The organism is Nitrosomonas limosa (genome assembly GCF_054188085.1).
In genome coordinates this window covers 503,998-519,619 of sequence record NZ_CM135180.1, presented here as the reverse complement: position 1 = coordinate 519,619, position 15,622 = coordinate 503,998, and the positions used below count along the sequence as shown (strand labels likewise).

Here is a 15,622-nt window from a genome sequence, read left to right as displayed (position 1 = left end):
ATTAGCCTGCTTTGCTAGAAGAGTACAAGCATGAAGACCAAAGCGCAAGCGTGATGAGTAACCGCAGTGAAAGCGATGCTTATGCGTGAGCTTCAAGTCGGTGAGAAAGCAACAAAGATTGCATCACCACCTCACCGCCAGATCTCAGTAAACAGTTCTGTTGAAAAACCCACAGTGGCACGGCACCCATCCGTTATTAGCGGTCTTTTGATCAAGCGGCCATTACTTGCCAGCAAATCGATCTTTTGCTGATCGGATAGTGCAGGCAATCGGTCCTTGATGTTTAACTCACGATACTGTATTCCGCTGGTATTGAAAAGTTTGTTAATGCCGACATTCGCATGCCGGGCTATCGCAGCAAGCTCAGCGGCATCCGGGGGATTTTCCGTGATATCGATAAATTGGTACTTAACACCGGCCTGCTGCAGAAATTGTTCGGCTCTGCGGCAAGTATCGCACTTTTTATAACCATATAACTTCAACATAAATATCTACTTATAATATATTCTTAAAGTTATTCACCACCTTTGGAGCCCCAAAACACAACCCAAGTGACAAAATCCGCTGAGAAATTCTCAAAGCGATGTTCTACATGCGCCGCCACAAAAAAAACCATTCCCGGTTCAAATGCCTGACGTTCACCGGCAACCACGATTTCACCATGACCGGAATGAATAAAATACAATTCATCTTGATCATGCGGCGTCTGGATATCGGTCTCTTTCGGAGCGTAAACTTCAACCGACATAGTGCCATGCGCAAAAGCCAGCGTGAAAGGTTCGCCTGCAGGCCATTCGGGGCTGGCTTTTCCAGGAATTCGTTGCATCAAATCCGTTAATACCGCTTTCAGCATGATTCACCTCATTTATCAGTTTAAGTATCATTTATAAGTCATTTATTTTTATATCTTAGTATCGATATTTCTCTGTATCACGATCGCGGAATTGCCAAATGATGTTGATTGAGTTCCCAATAACTCAAAATCGATTCAATCGCGTGTTCATAACGATCTGCGCCCATCGGTTTTGTAATCACACTGTTGGCATGATTTTCAAGCGCACGGCGAATATCTTTGGCAGCCGCCGAAGTGGTAAAAACAACTACAGGGAGGATTTTCAACAACGCATCGGTCTTAATTGCAGCAAGGATCTCATGGCCATCGTATTTCGGTAACTGCAAATCCAATATGCAAAGCCACGGCATCGGTTGTTGCTGATTGCGAACCGAATCTAAATAAGCCATTGCCGCACCGCCATCCGCAACACGGGTCACGGTAATGTCAGGACGATGCTCGGAAATATAAAAACTGGTCAACTCCGCATGTTCATCGCTGTCTTCAATCAACAATAAGCCACGATGTTCGGTTTTCATTATGGACTCCCGCTCGATTCTTTTGCTGCTGGAAATTTCAACCAGAATGTTGCACCGCTCCCGGGAGAGGACTCAATCCAACTGTCACCGCCGTGCAACCTCATGACTTTTTTAACAATCGCCAATCCGATTCCCGAGCCACCCGGTTGCGAACTCAATCGGTAAAACAAGCCAAAAATTTTTTGATGAAATGCCGGGTCAATTCCTTCGCCATTATCCCTGCAAAAAATTAACCAGTGCTGATCCTGCAGTATCGCGCCAATTTCAAGCCGTGTCTTCTGTTCCGCATTATGCGCATATTTAATTGCATTCGAAAGTATATTTTCAAATACCTGCAGTATGCGGCTTTCATTGCCATTGATCACCGGCAGTCCCGGATGGATGATTAAATCAAAATTTGCTTTCTTTAATTCCTCGCTTTGATGCTCGGCAAACTGCTGCAGCAAAACATTCAAATCAATCGGATTCATCTCGGTTTCGATCCGGCCTACGCGGCTCAAATCCAATAAATCATTAATCAGTTGTTCCATGCGTGTGATCGAAGCGATCACTTTTTCCAGCTTTTCAATGGCTGACTGATAGTTTCCCTGATCGGCAAGCTTTCGCATGATGCTGATAAAACCCATGCTGGTTACCAGGGGCGACTTCAAATCATGTGATACGGTATGAACAAACTGTTCCAGTTCGTCATTCGAGCGTTCCAGATCGTTGTTGCTTTGTTCCAGCGCACGCGTTAATTCCATCGATTCGTGCAGCAATTGCTCGGTCCGTATATTCATATTCCGGTAAGCGTTAGCAGCTTCAGTCAGTTCGCCGATCTCGTCGCGCACGACATAATCTGGAATGGGCGCATTGTTAACGCCCTGCGCCAAATTCCGGAAAGTCATCGCGATGCGCGAGATCGGACGGATGATGCTTTGCCTGATCACATGAGAGAACAATAGCAAAAATAGCAATAAAACAACTCCCAATATCAACAACATATGGAGCGAGTTGTTCACATTGGCCAAGAATTCATGTTCCATGAATGTTATTTCATCTGTCAGCAGCACCGACAGTTTTTTTGATTGATAGAGGATTTCATAGGCTTCTGCTGCCATGACCACATTGATCAAGTAGAGATAGCTTCGCGTCAATTGCACGGATTCATTGTAGCGATGCTGATATCGATCCAGCCGATCTCTTACCTGATCGATTTTGGAATGAGTAAGTTCAGCATGATCGAGCGCATTTAAAAAGCTCAGCGCATCGATAAAATTCTGTTTCCCCGCTATGACATAACTGGAATCGAGAGAATCCAGATAGCGAAATAAATTCTTTTCAATCAGCAATACGCGATTGAGTACACTTTTCAATATCAATTGCAATCCCGGGTTTTCTTCCTCCAGGGCGATCAGTCCTTGAATCAGGCGTTCGGCTTTTGTCGCATCACTACGGAAATCCACATTGAGCAGTTGTTGTTGCTGGTTCCGTTGTTGCTTCACTTGTAAAAAAGCCGCATGGTAATTTTTCAAATGAACTTTGATTTCACTTAAAATCGGTCTGCTAACCGGTAAATCAGTTTCTATATCCTGATCAATCTGATCGAGCAGGATTTCGTAAAGACGGATAACCTCATCAGCCGCGGAAAGATGTCCGTAATGCGCATAAATGATCGCTTGACGCTGCATTTCAGCAACTTGCGCAGTGAGTAGCAAATCAATCCGGGTTTTTGTGCTGAATGAAACAAAATCGCGGAAATCTTCAGTGGTTTTATGAAACGTAAAATTAGTGATGCAGATTACAGAAAAAATCAGAATACCCGCAAAAATATAACCGGCATTAATGCGTTGGCGTAACTTGAAATGGTCAATGAGATATTTAATCAAAGTATTAACTCATGCCAAGAGAAATTCGTTCCATTTCATCAGGCTATATTCATAGTTAGCCATTACGGTGTTCCAGATCGCCACATTTTCGAATCGTTTTATGTAGGAGCCGCCGGTTCGTATGTCGCCGGTCCTGACGGCAATCTTGTTATCCGGCCCTAACAACGGTTCCGCCGCAGGCTTGCCGTCATACCAATAATCCCATTCCGATCGTGACATGAAAGCTCTGGAACGTTGCGGATTGGAAATGTAATAGCCTTGCCTCGCGATGAAAGCTCCTGCCCACCCGGATAACCACCAATTCATAAATGCGTAGGCAGCCTCTTCACGCTCCCCCTGTGTTTCGCTCGACAAGCACATAACCCCATGCCAAGCCCGGTATCCCTCCTTGGGCGCCGCATAAATACAGGGTATGCCTCTACCGTTCAATGCGCTGACCGCCGGTGAGAACATACTGGCAATAACGACCTCGCCGTTTGCCATCCAATCTACGGAATGGGGTACGGACGACCAAAAACCGCGGAAATGCCCATGCCGTTTCTTTGCGATCACAATCTCAAAAAGCGCATCGATTTCCGAGCGGCTCATATTTCCCATATCGTTGAATGTCATTAACCCTTGTGCCTGCACTGCCAGCGCAAGATCGAAAATACCGATGGTGGGCGCATTCACGATGGCGACTTTGCCGGCATAACGATTGTCCAGTAACCACCCCCAGCTTTCGGTCTCATAGGGAATGCCTTTGGGTATGATCGCGGCGTTGTACCCAAAAGAATCGGTATTATGCACATACGGCAAGAAGCTAATCGAATCCGTCGGTGTTGATCCCAAGCTGCCGTCAGCTTGAAAATACAATATCTTATGCGGCGCATCACCCAGCCCGATAGATGCGGATGACGTTAACCGGCCTGTTTTACTGAGTTCATTGATTTCGTTCCAGTATTTCAACTTGTTAATCTGGATGGGGCGAATAGCATCCGCCATCCAGAGTACTTTGATACTGTCGGACCATTGTTCATAGATATCAAACCCGCGGGGATCGGTTGCAGCTTTCAGCAATACTTCAGCATCACCGCCTGGGAAGAACTGAATATTGATGCCAAGATCTTTCTCTGCCTGAACCCGGATGGTTTCCTGTAATGTCACATGGGTGCCAAGCACCTTGATCGTCGGTTTCCGGTTATAGGCTTTGGCAATGCTAGGAAAAGCCAGGGTGGATACTGCTGCGGAAGCAATTGCGCCGCTTTGTCGTAAAAAAGTCCGGCGATCCATCGATAAATTCTCAGGCAGTTAATCAAATAATGACCGATAAATTAAGCATGCATACCGCGCAGTCTGCCAGAAAATGACTGATCATCCAATCAATTCATAGCGCCGTCAATTTTGCGAGCGACATCAGCAGCCATTTTGTACCCACTTGTGTAAATTTAACTTGTACGCGGGTATCACTGCCGCTACCTTCGTAATTGATAATCACGCCGGAACCGAATTTATCGTGCAGCACACTTTGACCGATTTTCCAAGGCAAACCGGTTACATTATTTGGAGATTGACGCGGAGATCCGGGAAAAAACGGCATTCTTGAAGAATTTCCAGCGGTATTCAAAGCAGCGCTGAAATTTTGCTGCAATGGAGGTTTTAGCCATTTCAAAAACGCTTGCGGTATTTCATCCAGAAACCGCGACGCGATGTTGTAGCGTGTTTGACCATGTAACAAACGGCTTTGTGCAAAACTCAAATACAAGCGGCGGCGTGCGCGGGTCATGGCAACATACATCAGACGCCTTTCTTCGGAAAGGCCATTGATTTCATTAAGACTATTTTCGTGAGGAAATAATCCTTCCTCCAAACCGCTCAGAAAAACACTGTGAAATTCCAGCCCTTTGGCGGCGTGAATGGTCATCAACTGCAAAGCATTCTGACCGTTACCCGCTTGATGCTCGCCAGCTTCCAGCGATGCATGCGCCAGAAATTCCGCGAGACTATCATTTTCCGCTTCGTGCACAAAACTGGCGGCGGCATTGATCAGTTCGTGCAAGTTTTCCAATCGTTCGACACTTTCCCGCTCTTTAGCATAATAGGCAGATAATTCGCTATGCGTCAGCATGTGCTCAATAATCTGCGGCAACGGCAATGCCGCGCAGTCCCGGCGCATCAATAACATCTTTTGCACAAAACTCGTCGTGCCTTTTAAGGCTTCTGCAGGTTTTTGTAATATCGACGCTTCGCCGCCACCTTTTTTGAGAGCTGCCTGCCATAAGCTGATGCCTTGCACTTTGGCGTCATCCAGCAGCTGCTCTAAACTCCTGGCGCCAATCCCGCGCGCCGGAAAATTGATCACCCGCAGTAACGCGCTATCGTCATCCGGATTGGCAATTAAGCGTAAATAAGCCAGTGCGTGTTTGATTTCCTGGCGATCGAAAAATCGCATCCCGCCATATACCCGATAGGGTACTCCGGCATTGAACAAGCTATGTTCCAACACCCGGGATTGCGCATTGGAACGATACAACAAGGCGATTTCTGATAATGCAACGCCGTCTGCTTGCAACGCTTTGATTTCTTCGACGATAAAAGCAGCTTCGTCATAATCGTTCGGTGCGTTGTATACCCTTAAGGGTTCGCCTTTTCCTTCGTTAGTCCAGAGATTTTTACCGAGACGGTCATTGTTGTGTTCAATTAAGGCATTAGCGGCATCGAGAATGTAGCCATGTGAGCGGTAATTTTGTTCGAGTTTGATTACGGTGGAAATGCCGAAATCGCGTTCGAAGTCTTTCATATTCCCGCTATATGCGCCGCGAAAAGCATAGATGCTTTGATCGTCATCCCCGACAGCAAAAACCGCGGCCGCGTGATCCGTTTCCGCGCCGGCAAGCAGTCTCAGCCACTTGTATTGCAATTGATTGGTATCTTGGAACTCATCGATCAGTATATGCCGGAACCGCGCACGGTAATGCTGGCACAGCGGTTCGTGGCGCGTGAGCAATTCATAGCTGCGTAACAGTAATTCCGCAAAATCAACCGCGCCCTCCCGCTGGCATTGCTGCTCGTAAGCTTGATAAAATTCCAGCATGCGCCGGGAAAAAGCATCCTCAACGGTTACATACGCTGCCCGTAGCCCGGACTCCTTGGCATTATTGATAAACCATTGCACCTGCCGTGGCGGGAATTTTTTATCGTCAGCTTGCAAATCTCTCAGAATTCTTTTGATCAGCGCCAGTTGATCGGCGGAATCAAGGATCTGGAATGTTTGCGGCAGTCCGGCATCCTGGAAATGTGTCCGCAACATGCGGTGACAGAGGCCGTGAAACGTTCCAATCCACATCCCGCGCGGATTAATAGGCAACATTGCGGAAATACGCGCCAGCATTTCCTTGGCGGCTTTATTGGTAAAAGTCACCGCCAGAATGCCGTGAGGGCTGATCTGGCCGGATTGAATCAAATATGCAATTCGCGTCGTTAGCACGCGTGTTTTTCCACTACCCGCACCGGCCAATACCAAGACCGACTGGTATGGCAGGGTAATCGCTTCCAATTGTTGTGGATTAAGATCCGCGAGTAAGGAACTCATGCAGCTCGGATATTTCGATTGATCTCAGGATTAATCTGAAAAATAAATATGCTGTATTGTGCCGCATTGATTAATTCAGAATCGCGTTCCATTGAAACCGCAACTTCCCGCGATTCGTGAATTAACCGGGTGGTTGTCAAGACGATTAAGCTCTGCTTTTAGCTACAATATCCATGATCAGCGGCGTCAATATCAATTCAATCGCCATGCCCATTTTTCCGCCTGGAACAACAATTGTGTTCGGACGAGACATAAAAGAATCGTGAATCATTCTTAACAAGTAAGGGAAATCGGCCATTTCAGGATATCTGAAACGAATGACCACCAAGCTTTCATCCAATGTCGGGATTTCTCTAGCTATAAATGGATTAGACGTGTCGACCGTCGGTACCCGCTGAAAATTGATATGCGTGCGGGAGAATTGCGGGGTAATGTAATGCACATAATCATGCATGCGGCGCAAGATAGTATGAGTCACCGCTTCAGCAGAGTATCCGCGGGCATTGGTATCACGGTAAATTTTTTGAATCCACTCCAAATTGACGATAGGCACTACACCAACGAGCAAATCGACATATTTTGCAACATCAGCGGTATCGCTTTTGGCGCCGCCATGCAGACCTTCGTAAAACAGTAAATCGGAACCGGGTGGTATGGATGACCATGGTGTAAATGTGCCTGGTTTTTGTTGCCAGGGAGCGGCTTCTTCTTCGTTATGAAGGTACAAACGCTTTTGACCCGTTCCTTTCTCACCGTATTCCTTAAACAATGCTTCCAGTTTTTCAAATTCGTTGGCTTCCGGGCCAAAGTGGCTGATCGGGCGCCCGCCATCTTTTTCTGATTCTGCTACAGCTTGCTTCATCGCTTCACGGTCGTAGCGATGAAAGCTATCGCCTTCAATCACCACCGCATTCAGTTTCTCGCGACGGAAAATGTGTTCAAAGCTGGTTTTTACCGTTGAGGTGCCTGCACCTGAAGATCCGGTAACGGCGATAACCGGGTGTTTTTGCGACATTCTGATTTTCTCCTAAAAATATAATAATAAAATCACCGGACCATATTAGCCTTCGATGGAAATTTTGCATCGCTATGATACTGTTTCCGTTGACAGTTAGCAGCCATGACCTGCTTTGTGCGCCATCAGAACCGGGGCATCAAGCCGTCAAAATTGAAAATGCAAGTACTGAAACTTACAAAAATAATACCAGTCAGAAACTTTACCTAAAATTTCGTGTGTATTGTATACCAAGACGGTGTCCAGGCATCAATTACCTGTAGCATTGATTGTGATACATACAGCAAAATGAAATCGCGAAAAGCGGAACCGAAAACGCACTGCTGGTATTATTGTCAAAATCCAAAAGGCTATTATCCCGCCATCAACGAATGTCCTGGTGGCTGGCGATAGATCGCACCTCAGCCTATTGCACCATGATATTTAGAGGGAATTTTCTATGAAAGCAGTCAAATCGTTTTATATCGTTTGTATCCCGTGTTTTTTGGCTGCCTGTGTTCACTTGCCATCGGGACCAAGTGTCATGGCGTTGCCGGGAACCGGAAAAAGCTTTGAACAGTTTCGTATGGATGACTACGAGTGCCGCAGCTATGCTTTCGAGCAAGTAGGCGGTACTTCACCACGGCAATCAGCGCAATCAAGCGGATTGGAAAGCGCAGCCATTGGCGCTGGTCTGGGTGCTGCGGCGGGAGCAGCTATTGCTGGGGGGGGTGGAGCCGCCGTGGGCGCCGGCGCTGGATTATTGGCCGGAGGATTGGTCGGTTCCGGTACTGCTAGCAGTTCTGCGTATGTTAATCAGCAGCGTTATGATATCGGTTATATTCAATGCATGTACGCCAAAGGCCATCGCGTACCGATCGCAGGAAGAATCACTGAAGAACCGCCATTGAATCGTGCCAGAAGCCCGGCGTCACCGCCTGCTGAATTTATTCCGCCGCCACCGCCGCCTGGAAGCCCTCCACCGCCGCCGTTGCGATAAATCTTCCGCGTGTCAATCATAAATGATTCAGGCATGCACAGGCATAGCGGAGTATAACTTCCTGTACTGAACTAACGCATAACACAGTATGATAATGCGCTAAAATAATCAAAAAAATAACCCCATTGAATCCAATATAAAAATTTGCGATTCAATGAAATATTGTCTATACATTAAATAAATATATCTAAAATAATAACTTAGGAGTGAACTGTGCATCCGATTGTACCCGTCATTATGGCATTAGGCGCCATTTTGTTTTTCGTAGGAATAATTGTCCAAACACGACTTGGTTCGAAACGAATCAAAACCATACAACTGCGTGGCAAAGAATATAAGCTATGGCAATTCGTCGTAACTACAGTTGGCTCGGGCGTCGCATTGATCATCATCTCGGTTTTGATACCAAAATACATATCGTATCAGCCTGAATCAGCAACTCAGACGGTTCAACCCGTTATTTCCGGAAATTTAAAATACGAATTGGATTCGGTTCTATCCAGCCTGAAAATCAATAATGGTCCGATGATGGATGCAATCAGCCGTTTCCAAGTGGAATTTCACGATGCGATGAAGCGTGGTGATAAAAATGTCGCAGATTTGCTCGTGCTCGAAATAGCTTTTCGAATCCGCACTGATTTACAAAAGCAGGATTATCCTGAAAACCAAATTGAGCGCGAGGTCGAACGAATTGTTGGGATCTTGAAACAGACTGCGCAACAAGGTAATACAAAATAATCGGCATCACTAGCCATGTACTATTAAACAAATTTCCACCCGGCTAAGATTTAATATTACTAACTCTATAAAATATAAGGACTCACTATGGTTAAATTGCTACAAACCCTGATCGCTATAACCGTGCTTTCATTAACGATGCCGCAAATTGCGCTTGCCGAGCAGTACCCCGACAAAGTTATGGAAAAGCTCGGTAACGGTCTTGCCAATGCAGTAACAGGTGTTGCTGAAATTCCCAAAACAATTACTATTGTGGGCAACCGGGATGGTGTTGTCCATGGTATGACGGTAGGTTTTCTAACCGGAATTGCGAACGCTGTTGGGCGCTCACTGAGCGGTGCTTTTGATATCGCTACTTTTTTAATTCCCACGACACCTTTCGTTAAACCCGCCTATATATGGGATGACTTCAACCGCGAAACCGCATTTGTTGAATCGCATATGCGCTGATAGAGATTGCTCTCGCCATTCGATTATTGTTAGGGAAACGCTGATTAATTGCTTGCGCAAGCGATTTGCTGCGTTGGGTGGTGCTCATAAACTCGCCTATCCGATTGATATGTCTCGTTTCTTGCACTCCATCCGCCTTGCATATCATCTTGCTCAGGCGAATTAATCAGTGTTTCCTTAGAAAATCCGGTGGTGGGATATCTCCAGACTTTTTAGTAGCTTTTCAGAATTGTTGGCTGATCGGTCAGATAGTATTATTAATGACTGCCGGTGGCGAGTCAGCAATCAAACACTCTGAAAACACGTAACTTCCGGGTTCTTCGGCCAATCCGTCACTTTCTATTAAGTCAAAGCGGACACAATCCTTTTGTTTAAATGCGTATTGATATTTATCGGGGATTTTCATGTCCGGTAAGGAAATTTCATGAAACAACCCTTTTTCGATCCACCATCGGCCCGATTCGGTAAAATACGTGCTCTCACCTTTTGCATCGGTAAAACTAAAATCAATGGTATAAGAACCATCGGCGTTACGTGTTTGCGTCCAACGCTTAAGTACCCCTCCTTCCTCCAGGAATTCGCCGGTCCAGACACCAACCAACTTGACATCGATAAATGGCTTCTGGTCGGTGGTTATTTGCGAAACGCAGCCACTCAGAGTGCAAAGCAGTAAAATCACTGCAGAAAATCTTTTAACGAGCTTGCTCATAATCGAAATATGTATTCAGATTATTAAAATACCTTTAGAGACCTTTAATCAATATCCTTAAATCGTCGCGATGGTAACGCCATCAACCCTTTGACCGGCGTTCAATGATTCGGAGTATCGCTTGCAATTATCAATGAAATAATTCCTCATTCATCCGGTTTCCATTTCCACCGCAACCACACACGCAGTTGTCTGAATGTTTCCGCATCAATCCCATCCGGTAAGATGGTTATGCTGTCGATTAAAAGATTTCCTTCCGGTTGCAATATCAATACGGTCAGATAAGGCGACACAAAACTGTTGCTTAGAATATTGCAGGCAATCCCCTTATTTGAACGCGTTGTTACCACGCATTGATTATTATCTGTTAAAACCAATTCAGTCACCGCATCATTAGCAACCAGGAAGGCATCCTTGCGCAAATAGTAAACGAGGCTGATGAATATCAGGACGATGATCACGCTCGTAATCAACAAGGATAGTGACAGTACCCCAATCAAAATAGCAGCAGCCATATGTGCGGCTATCAATATCGCTGCTAGCAAATGGGAAGGCTTGCGGCGGATTATCAAATTCATCATGGAGAGATCGCTATCGTGATTTGCTATAGAACGGATTCTTTTAGAGCCAGCGCTTGATTTTAGTCAAAGCGCTTGTCGTATAATTTCGTTCATTTGAAAACCAACAAGATTATGAATACCGAATGGCAAAACTTTTTAATGAACTATCATGCAGTTGTCAACGATAACTCTATTGTGCATTTCGGCAATTGCTCTGCGGAGCTGTTAGCAACAGCTACAACCGCTGTTATTTGCGATCTTTCTCATCAAGGATTGATCCGGTTTTCCGGGGACGATGCAAAATCTTTCCTGCAAAGTCAACTCAGTTGCGATATCCGTGAGATTGATCTGACCTCGGCGAAATATGGCAGTTACTGTTCCCCCAAAGGTAGAGTGCTAGCAAACTTTGTCATCTGGCAACGCAATGGCGATCTGTTTATGCAATTACCCGTTAGCTTGTTAAGTGCTATTCAAAAACGGTTATCGCTTTATGTGTTGCGATCCAAGGTAACAGTCACCGACTGCAGTAACGAATGGATACGTTTTGGCGTTGCGGGTTCCGATGCGGCCGCGCTTTTACGAAATACCGGTGATGCGATTGAAGATTTCGCCGGTCCGATGCGCACGCAGCATACCGAAAAATTCAGCATCATTCACTATTCGAGAAACCGCGCAGAGGTTATAGCGACCTTTGCGCATGCACAAGTATTATGGAATCACCTCATTCAACATGCCAAGCCGGTTGGCGCTCGTTGCTGGGATTGGCTGGAGATGCAAGCTGGAATTCCGACGATCTTGCCGCAAACCCAAGAATTATTTTTACCGCAAATGATTAACCTCGATGTAACCGGTGGTGTCAGCTTCAAGAAAGGATGTTATCCGGGGCAGGAAATTGTTGCGCGTACGCAATATCTTGGAAAACTTAAGCGGCGCATGCAATTAGCCCACATAGCTACCAACGCGGCGATCACAGCCGGTGATGCGCTTTATAGCCAAGAAACAGGCGATCAATCATGTGGAAATATCGTCAATGTGGCGCCATCGCCACAGGGTGGATTAGATGCTTTAGCCGTCGTGCAACACAACAGCGATAATACCGATGACATCCATTGCCATTCACTGCAAGGACCGATTCTGGAATTTCGGTCGTTACCTTACCCGCTGCCAGCTTGAGCCAAAGTCATTTTGGTAACACTGTCACTAAGAATCTGCTGGTTCTTGCTGTTTTGGTTTTTGCGAGAAACGCAAACTTTCAGGCGCGTTGGTGCCTCCGGTCACGACAAAGGTCATCGCCTCTTCGGTGGTCCAATCGGTCATTATCACGCTTTCCATCGGCAGAATTTCAATATAACCGGATGTCGGATTCGGCGAAGTCGGTACATAAACTGCGGCCAGTTGTTTCCCTGTGTCTTTATCCAGCATGACTTTGGTAATAAAGCCGACGGCTTTCATATCCGACGACGGGAAACTGATCAATACCACGCGCTGACCGGACACCGGCGGCTGGCTGATGGTATGCAAAAAACGTTTGGTCGCACCGTAAATTGTTTGAACCAATGGCAATCTTGCCAAGATATATTCGTAAACGCTGATTACTTTTTTCCCAATGACAAAAGATGCCAGCAAACCGATGCCATAGAGGCTCGCGATCGTCAGCAATGCCGCAACAGCATGCTGAAAATTCGAATCCAGCAACCAGCTTGCAGTCGTATCGGAAAATGGACGCAATGCACGCGCCATCGCTTTCAACAATGGATCGCCGATTCTCGCCAATAGATTTAATAAAAAATCAAACACCAGCCACGTAACCCACAGCGGCGCAACCGTCAGGAAACCAATAAGGATATACCGCCCAACGTGAGCGGCGCGTGCCGTATTTCGTTCTTGGTGATTAGTTGCAGTCATGGCCCTGCTATTTCGCAATCCTTTGAATTAGTCGCACATTGATGCTTTATTTTTTCCGCGCACATCTATCCAAAACCTGGCTCTTCCCAAATTGGCTATGATAATATCTTTAAGCACCGAGCTATCATAAATCTTTGCAATGTCATTGACTGGCAACCCAACTGGGTTCTTGATAAAATCCGTGGGTTTTTTGAGTGTCTGTTTATCCAATGACTTGCCACTATGCGCGTTATATTTAATTATGAGTAAAATCAGCCGAGCGGTTTTAACAATATATACGCGTACCGCATTACTTAATAAATGTTCACGAAATATATAGATAAATAAGGGATCGTTATGTCACAAAGCTCATCACAAATTAGCAAGTACTTAAAAAGCTTACAAAAACACCTGACTGACGAGCATCCGGATAATCCGACACTGGCGAATGCTGTCAAAAGCTTCCGGAAAATGGATTATGTGGGTCATAGCATGGGATTGCTGAGCAGGGATGAATCTTATGCGACTTTTGTGACATGGTGGCCCATGATTGCAGTTCTGGGAACATTTTCCGCCGGCAAATCCACTTTTATCAATTCGTATTTGGACGTTTCGTTGCAGCGCACTGGCAACCAGGCAGTCGATGATAAATTTACAGTGATCTGCTACAGCCGTCACAATGAAGCGAAAACTCTTCCGGGCATTGCCTTGGATGCTGACCCCCGTTTTCCTTTTTTTCAGATTAGCCGCAGCATCGAAGAAATTTCAGAAGCCGGACAAGAACGGATTGATGCTTACCTGCAGCTAAAAACCTGTCCTTCGGAAACCCTCCGCGGAAAAATATTGATCGATTCTCCAGGCTTCGATGCTGATAATCAACGCGCATCGACATTGCGTTTAACACAACACATTATCAATTTATCCGATCTGGTTCTGGTATTTTTCGACGCTCGCCACCCGGAACCGAAGGCTATGCAGGATACATTGGCTTATTTGGTTTCAGCCAGCGTGAACCGTGCCGATGCCAATAAATTTTTATATATTCTCAATCAGATCGATGTCACCGCGCAAGAAGACAATCCCGAAGAAGTCGTATCAGCATGGCAGCGCTCCTTAGCGGAAGTCGGTTTGATTAGTGGCCGTTTTTATCGCATTTATAATCCCAAAGCCGCTGTCCCAATCGCCAATCCGAACATCCGGCAACGTTTCGAGAAAAAACGCGAAGAGGATATGGCTGATATCAATGCGCGCATTCGTCAAATTGAAGTTGAACGGTCATACCGTATTGTCGGCAAACTCGAACAAACAGCTAAGAGCATCAAGCATCACTTTGTCGTCAAACTTTCCGATATGCTCAACAAATGGAAAAGCAAAGTGATGCTTTTTGATGGTTTGGCATTCAGTTCATTGGCAGTGTTAGCTGGAACCGGTTTGCACTTGACGGATTCCTGGAGCTTATTGCCAGCCTTTCAGGAAAATCTGCAACAACACGATACCACCTCTGTCGTTATTGCTGCCCTGATGGTACTGTCGATACTGTATATACATTTTTCTATCCGGCGCGGGGTTGCTAATAGTCTGCTGAAAAAACTCGCTAACGAGTTAGGGAACGATCACGACACTTATAAGCAATATATGCAGGCTTTCAATAAAAGTACCGCCGCAGTGCGTCCGATGTGTCTGAAAGGTCCGTCCGGATGGAATGAAACCACGCAACAAACGATCGATGAAGTGATCAATGAAGCCAACGATTACATCCAAGCCTTGAACGATCAATTTACTAACCCTTCCGGAAATGACGGCGAGAATTCTCAGGTTTGAGCAAAATCTATGAATAAGGAAATTTTTACTGACGGTTAAGTCTTGGCAGATCCGGAAGCATAAATTTATGAATCATCGGGGTCAGCCGGTATTCGACTGGCCCCGATTTGGTTATACAAAAAGCGCGGTCAATTTTGCAATTAAACCGGTCACAATCGGTTGGAATACCCCCAGAAAATTATCCAGTTGCAACATCCCGACAATCAGAATTAACACACCACCGGCCACAATGCCATATTTGAGGCCTAAAACAAAATTTGCTGATGCGGGTGCCCGTGTATACGTTTGATTGGAAAATGCGAGAAATATTTTAAAAATTCCGAGCAAGAAGCCTGCGGCGACGCATCCTAAAAATAGGTGCAATGCGGAAAAAATCCGTTTTATTAAACTTTCGTCCGCATATTCAAGGCTTGAGAAACGCAAACAGATAACAATCACAATGAGTAAAATGAGGGAGTTCCAGAATCCTCCAAATCTCATTCTCATCTCACTTTCCATACTCATAAATCTTTCCCCTTATAAAAAATAGTAAAAATAAAATAACCGACCGATACGCATATTCATAAACTCTTTGAAGAACTGATATCTCGATTACCCATAGCGCAGCATGTAACACATTGTTTCTGATAGTCTGACTCAGCAAAATGCATGGTTAA

At 45.6% G+C, this 15,622-nt stretch carries 16 protein-coding genes; 5 read left to right on the top strand and 11 right to left on the bottom strand.

Translation table 11 applies throughout. The annotated features are described in order from the left end of the window. Nucleotides 1–131 precede the first annotated feature (131 nt). The 7 genes from ACV7NC_RS02310 to ACV7NC_RS02280 form a co-directional block, all read right to left on the bottom strand. Entirely contained in the window at nt 132–485 is a 354-nt protein-coding gene (locus ACV7NC_RS02310; RefSeq protein ID WP_458153835.1) for an arsenate reductase family protein, read from the bottom strand. 29 nt (nt 486–514) lie between these two features. After that, nucleotides 515–853: a cupin domain-containing protein gene (locus ACV7NC_RS02305; protein ID WP_458153834.1), complete on the bottom strand. Its 339-nt coding sequence runs from the start codon at nt 851–853 to the stop codon at nt 515–517. A gap of 77 nt (nt 854–930) precedes the next feature. Beyond that, on the bottom strand, nt 931–1,371 hold the full coding sequence (locus tag ACV7NC_RS02300) for a response regulator (RefSeq protein WP_458153833.1): 441 nt from the start codon (nt 1,369–1,371) through the stop codon (nt 931–933). Beyond that, entirely contained in the window at nt 1,371–3,239 is a 1,869-nt protein-coding gene (locus tag ACV7NC_RS02295; protein WP_458153832.1) for a sensor histidine kinase, read from the bottom strand. Before ACV7NC_RS02295 ends, ACV7NC_RS02300 begins: the two co-directional genes overlap by 1 nt. A 9-nt stretch (nt 3,240–3,248) precedes the next feature. After that, nucleotides 3,249–4,511, bottom strand: a complete 1,263-nt coding sequence (locus ACV7NC_RS02290; RefSeq protein ID WP_458153831.1) for an ABC transporter substrate-binding protein — start codon at nt 4,509–4,511, stop codon at nt 3,249–3,251. A 94-nt stretch (nt 4,512–4,605) separates the two neighbouring features. Further along, nucleotides 4,606–6,810 carry a UvrD-helicase domain-containing protein gene (locus ACV7NC_RS02285; protein ID WP_458153830.1) on the bottom strand — a complete coding sequence of 735 codons (2,205 nt, stop codon included), beginning with the start codon at nt 6,808–6,810 and terminating at the stop codon, nt 4,606–4,608. Between the two features lie 145 nt (nt 6,811–6,955). Then, a complete protein-coding gene (locus tag ACV7NC_RS02280; protein WP_458153829.1) occupies nt 6,956–7,825 on the bottom strand; it encodes a phosphoribulokinase in 870 nt (289 codons plus the stop codon). Between the two features lie 439 nt (nt 7,826–8,264). On the opposite strand from ACV7NC_RS02280, the gene ACV7NC_RS02275 reads away from it, so the two are divergent. The 3 genes from ACV7NC_RS02275 (at nt 8,265) to ACV7NC_RS02265 (ending at nt 9,992) form a co-directional block, all read left to right on the top strand. Then, on the top strand, nt 8,265–8,804 hold the full coding sequence (locus tag ACV7NC_RS02275) for a hypothetical protein (RefSeq protein ID WP_458153828.1): 540 nt from the start codon (nt 8,265–8,267) through the stop codon (nt 8,802–8,804). A gap of 213 nt (nt 8,805–9,017) precedes the next feature. After that, a complete protein-coding gene (locus tag ACV7NC_RS02270; RefSeq protein WP_458153827.1) occupies nt 9,018–9,542 on the top strand; it encodes a hypothetical protein in 525 nt (174 codons plus the stop codon). A gap of 87 nt (nt 9,543–9,629) precedes the next feature. After that, a complete protein-coding gene (locus tag ACV7NC_RS02265; protein WP_458153826.1) occupies nt 9,630–9,992 on the top strand; it encodes an exosortase system-associated protein, TIGR04073 family in 363 nt (120 codons plus the stop codon). Nucleotides 9,993–10,236: 244 nt separating this feature from the next. Here the strand turns inward: ACV7NC_RS02265 and ACV7NC_RS02260 are convergent, their stop codons facing one another. Next, nucleotides 10,237–10,701: a hypothetical protein gene (locus ACV7NC_RS02260; RefSeq protein WP_458153825.1), complete on the bottom strand. Its 465-nt coding sequence runs from the start codon at nt 10,699–10,701 to the stop codon at nt 10,237–10,239. 146 nt (nt 10,702–10,847) lie between these two features. Next, nucleotides 10,848–11,282: a protein YgfX gene (locus tag ACV7NC_RS02255; RefSeq protein ID WP_458153824.1), complete on the bottom strand. Its 435-nt coding sequence runs from the start codon at nt 11,280–11,282 to the stop codon at nt 10,848–10,850. Nucleotides 11,283–11,420: 138 nt separating this feature from the next. Here ACV7NC_RS02255 and ygfZ point away from each other — a divergent pair, with 138 nt between their 5' ends. Continuing rightward, nucleotides 11,421–12,434, top strand: coding sequence for a CAF17-like 4Fe-4S cluster assembly/insertion protein YgfZ (gene ygfZ, locus ACV7NC_RS02250; RefSeq protein ID WP_458153823.1), 1,014 nt, complete (start codon nt 11,421–11,423; stop codon nt 12,432–12,434). Between the two features lie 27 nt (nt 12,435–12,461). On the opposite strand, the gene ACV7NC_RS02245 is transcribed toward ygfZ, so the two are convergent. Continuing rightward, on the bottom strand, nt 12,462–13,166 hold the full coding sequence (locus tag ACV7NC_RS02245; protein WP_458153822.1) for a DUF502 domain-containing protein: 705 nt from the start codon (nt 13,164–13,166) through the stop codon (nt 12,462–12,464). 336 nt (nt 13,167–13,502) lie between these two features. Here ACV7NC_RS02245 and ACV7NC_RS02240 point away from each other — a divergent pair, with 336 nt between their 5' ends. Continuing rightward, nucleotides 13,503–14,966: a dynamin family protein gene (locus ACV7NC_RS02240; protein WP_458153821.1), complete on the top strand. Its 1,464-nt coding sequence runs from the start codon at nt 13,503–13,505 to the stop codon at nt 14,964–14,966. 111 nt (nt 14,967–15,077) lie between these two features. Here ACV7NC_RS02240 and ACV7NC_RS02235 read toward each other — a convergent pair whose 3' ends face one another. Continuing rightward, nucleotides 15,078–15,470 (bottom strand): hypothetical protein, encoded by a 393-nt coding sequence (locus ACV7NC_RS02235; RefSeq protein ID WP_458153820.1) that lies wholly within the window; start codon nt 15,468–15,470, stop codon nt 15,078–15,080. Nucleotides 15,471–15,622 lie beyond the last annotated feature (152 nt).

Excerpts from the sequence above, each read along its gene's own strand:
- ACV7NC_RS02260 (WP_458153825.1), bottom strand. The coding sequence starts at position 10,701 with ATGAGCAAGCTCGTTAAAAGATTTTCTGCAGTGATTTTACTGCTTTGC.
- ACV7NC_RS02255 (WP_458153824.1), bottom strand. The coding sequence starts at position 11,282 with ATGATGAATTTGATAATCCGCCGCAAGCCTTCCCATTTGCTAGCAGCG.
- ACV7NC_RS02285 (WP_458153830.1), bottom strand. The coding sequence starts at position 6,810 with ATGAGTTCCTTACTCGCGGATCTTAATCCACAACAATTGGAAGCGATT.
- ygfZ (WP_458153823.1), top strand. The coding sequence starts at position 11,421 with ATGAACTATCATGCAGTTGTCAACGATAACTCTATTGTGCATTTCGGC.
- ACV7NC_RS02300 (WP_458153833.1), bottom strand. The coding sequence starts at position 1,371 with ATGAAAACCGAACATCGTGGCTTATTGTTGATTGAAGACAGCGATGAA.
- ACV7NC_RS02235 (WP_458153820.1), bottom strand. The coding sequence starts at position 15,470 with ATGAGTATGGAAAGTGAGATGAGAATGAGATTTGGAGGATTCTGGAAC.
- ACV7NC_RS02245 (WP_458153822.1), bottom strand. The coding sequence starts at position 13,166 with ATGACTGCAACTAATCACCAAGAACGAAATACGGCACGCGCCGCTCAC.
- ACV7NC_RS02280 (WP_458153829.1), bottom strand. The coding sequence starts at position 7,825 with ATGTCGCAAAAACACCCGGTTATCGCCGTTACCGGATCTTCAGGTGCA.
- ACV7NC_RS02305 (WP_458153834.1), bottom strand. The coding sequence starts at position 853 with ATGCTGAAAGCGGTATTAACGGATTTGATGCAACGAATTCCTGGAAAA.
- ACV7NC_RS02240 (WP_458153821.1), top strand. The coding sequence starts at position 13,503 with ATGTCACAAAGCTCATCACAAATTAGCAAGTACTTAAAAAGCTTACAA.
- ACV7NC_RS02290 (WP_458153831.1), bottom strand. The coding sequence starts at position 4,511 with ATGGATCGCCGGACTTTTTTACGACAAAGCGGCGCAATTGCTTCCGCA.
- ACV7NC_RS02265 (WP_458153826.1), top strand. The coding sequence starts at position 9,630 with ATGGTTAAATTGCTACAAACCCTGATCGCTATAACCGTGCTTTCATTA.
- ACV7NC_RS02275 (WP_458153828.1), top strand. The coding sequence starts at position 8,265 with ATGAAAGCAGTCAAATCGTTTTATATCGTTTGTATCCCGTGTTTTTTG.
- ACV7NC_RS02310 (WP_458153835.1), bottom strand. The coding sequence starts at position 485 with ATGTTGAAGTTATATGGTTATAAAAAGTGCGATACTTGCCGCAGAGCC.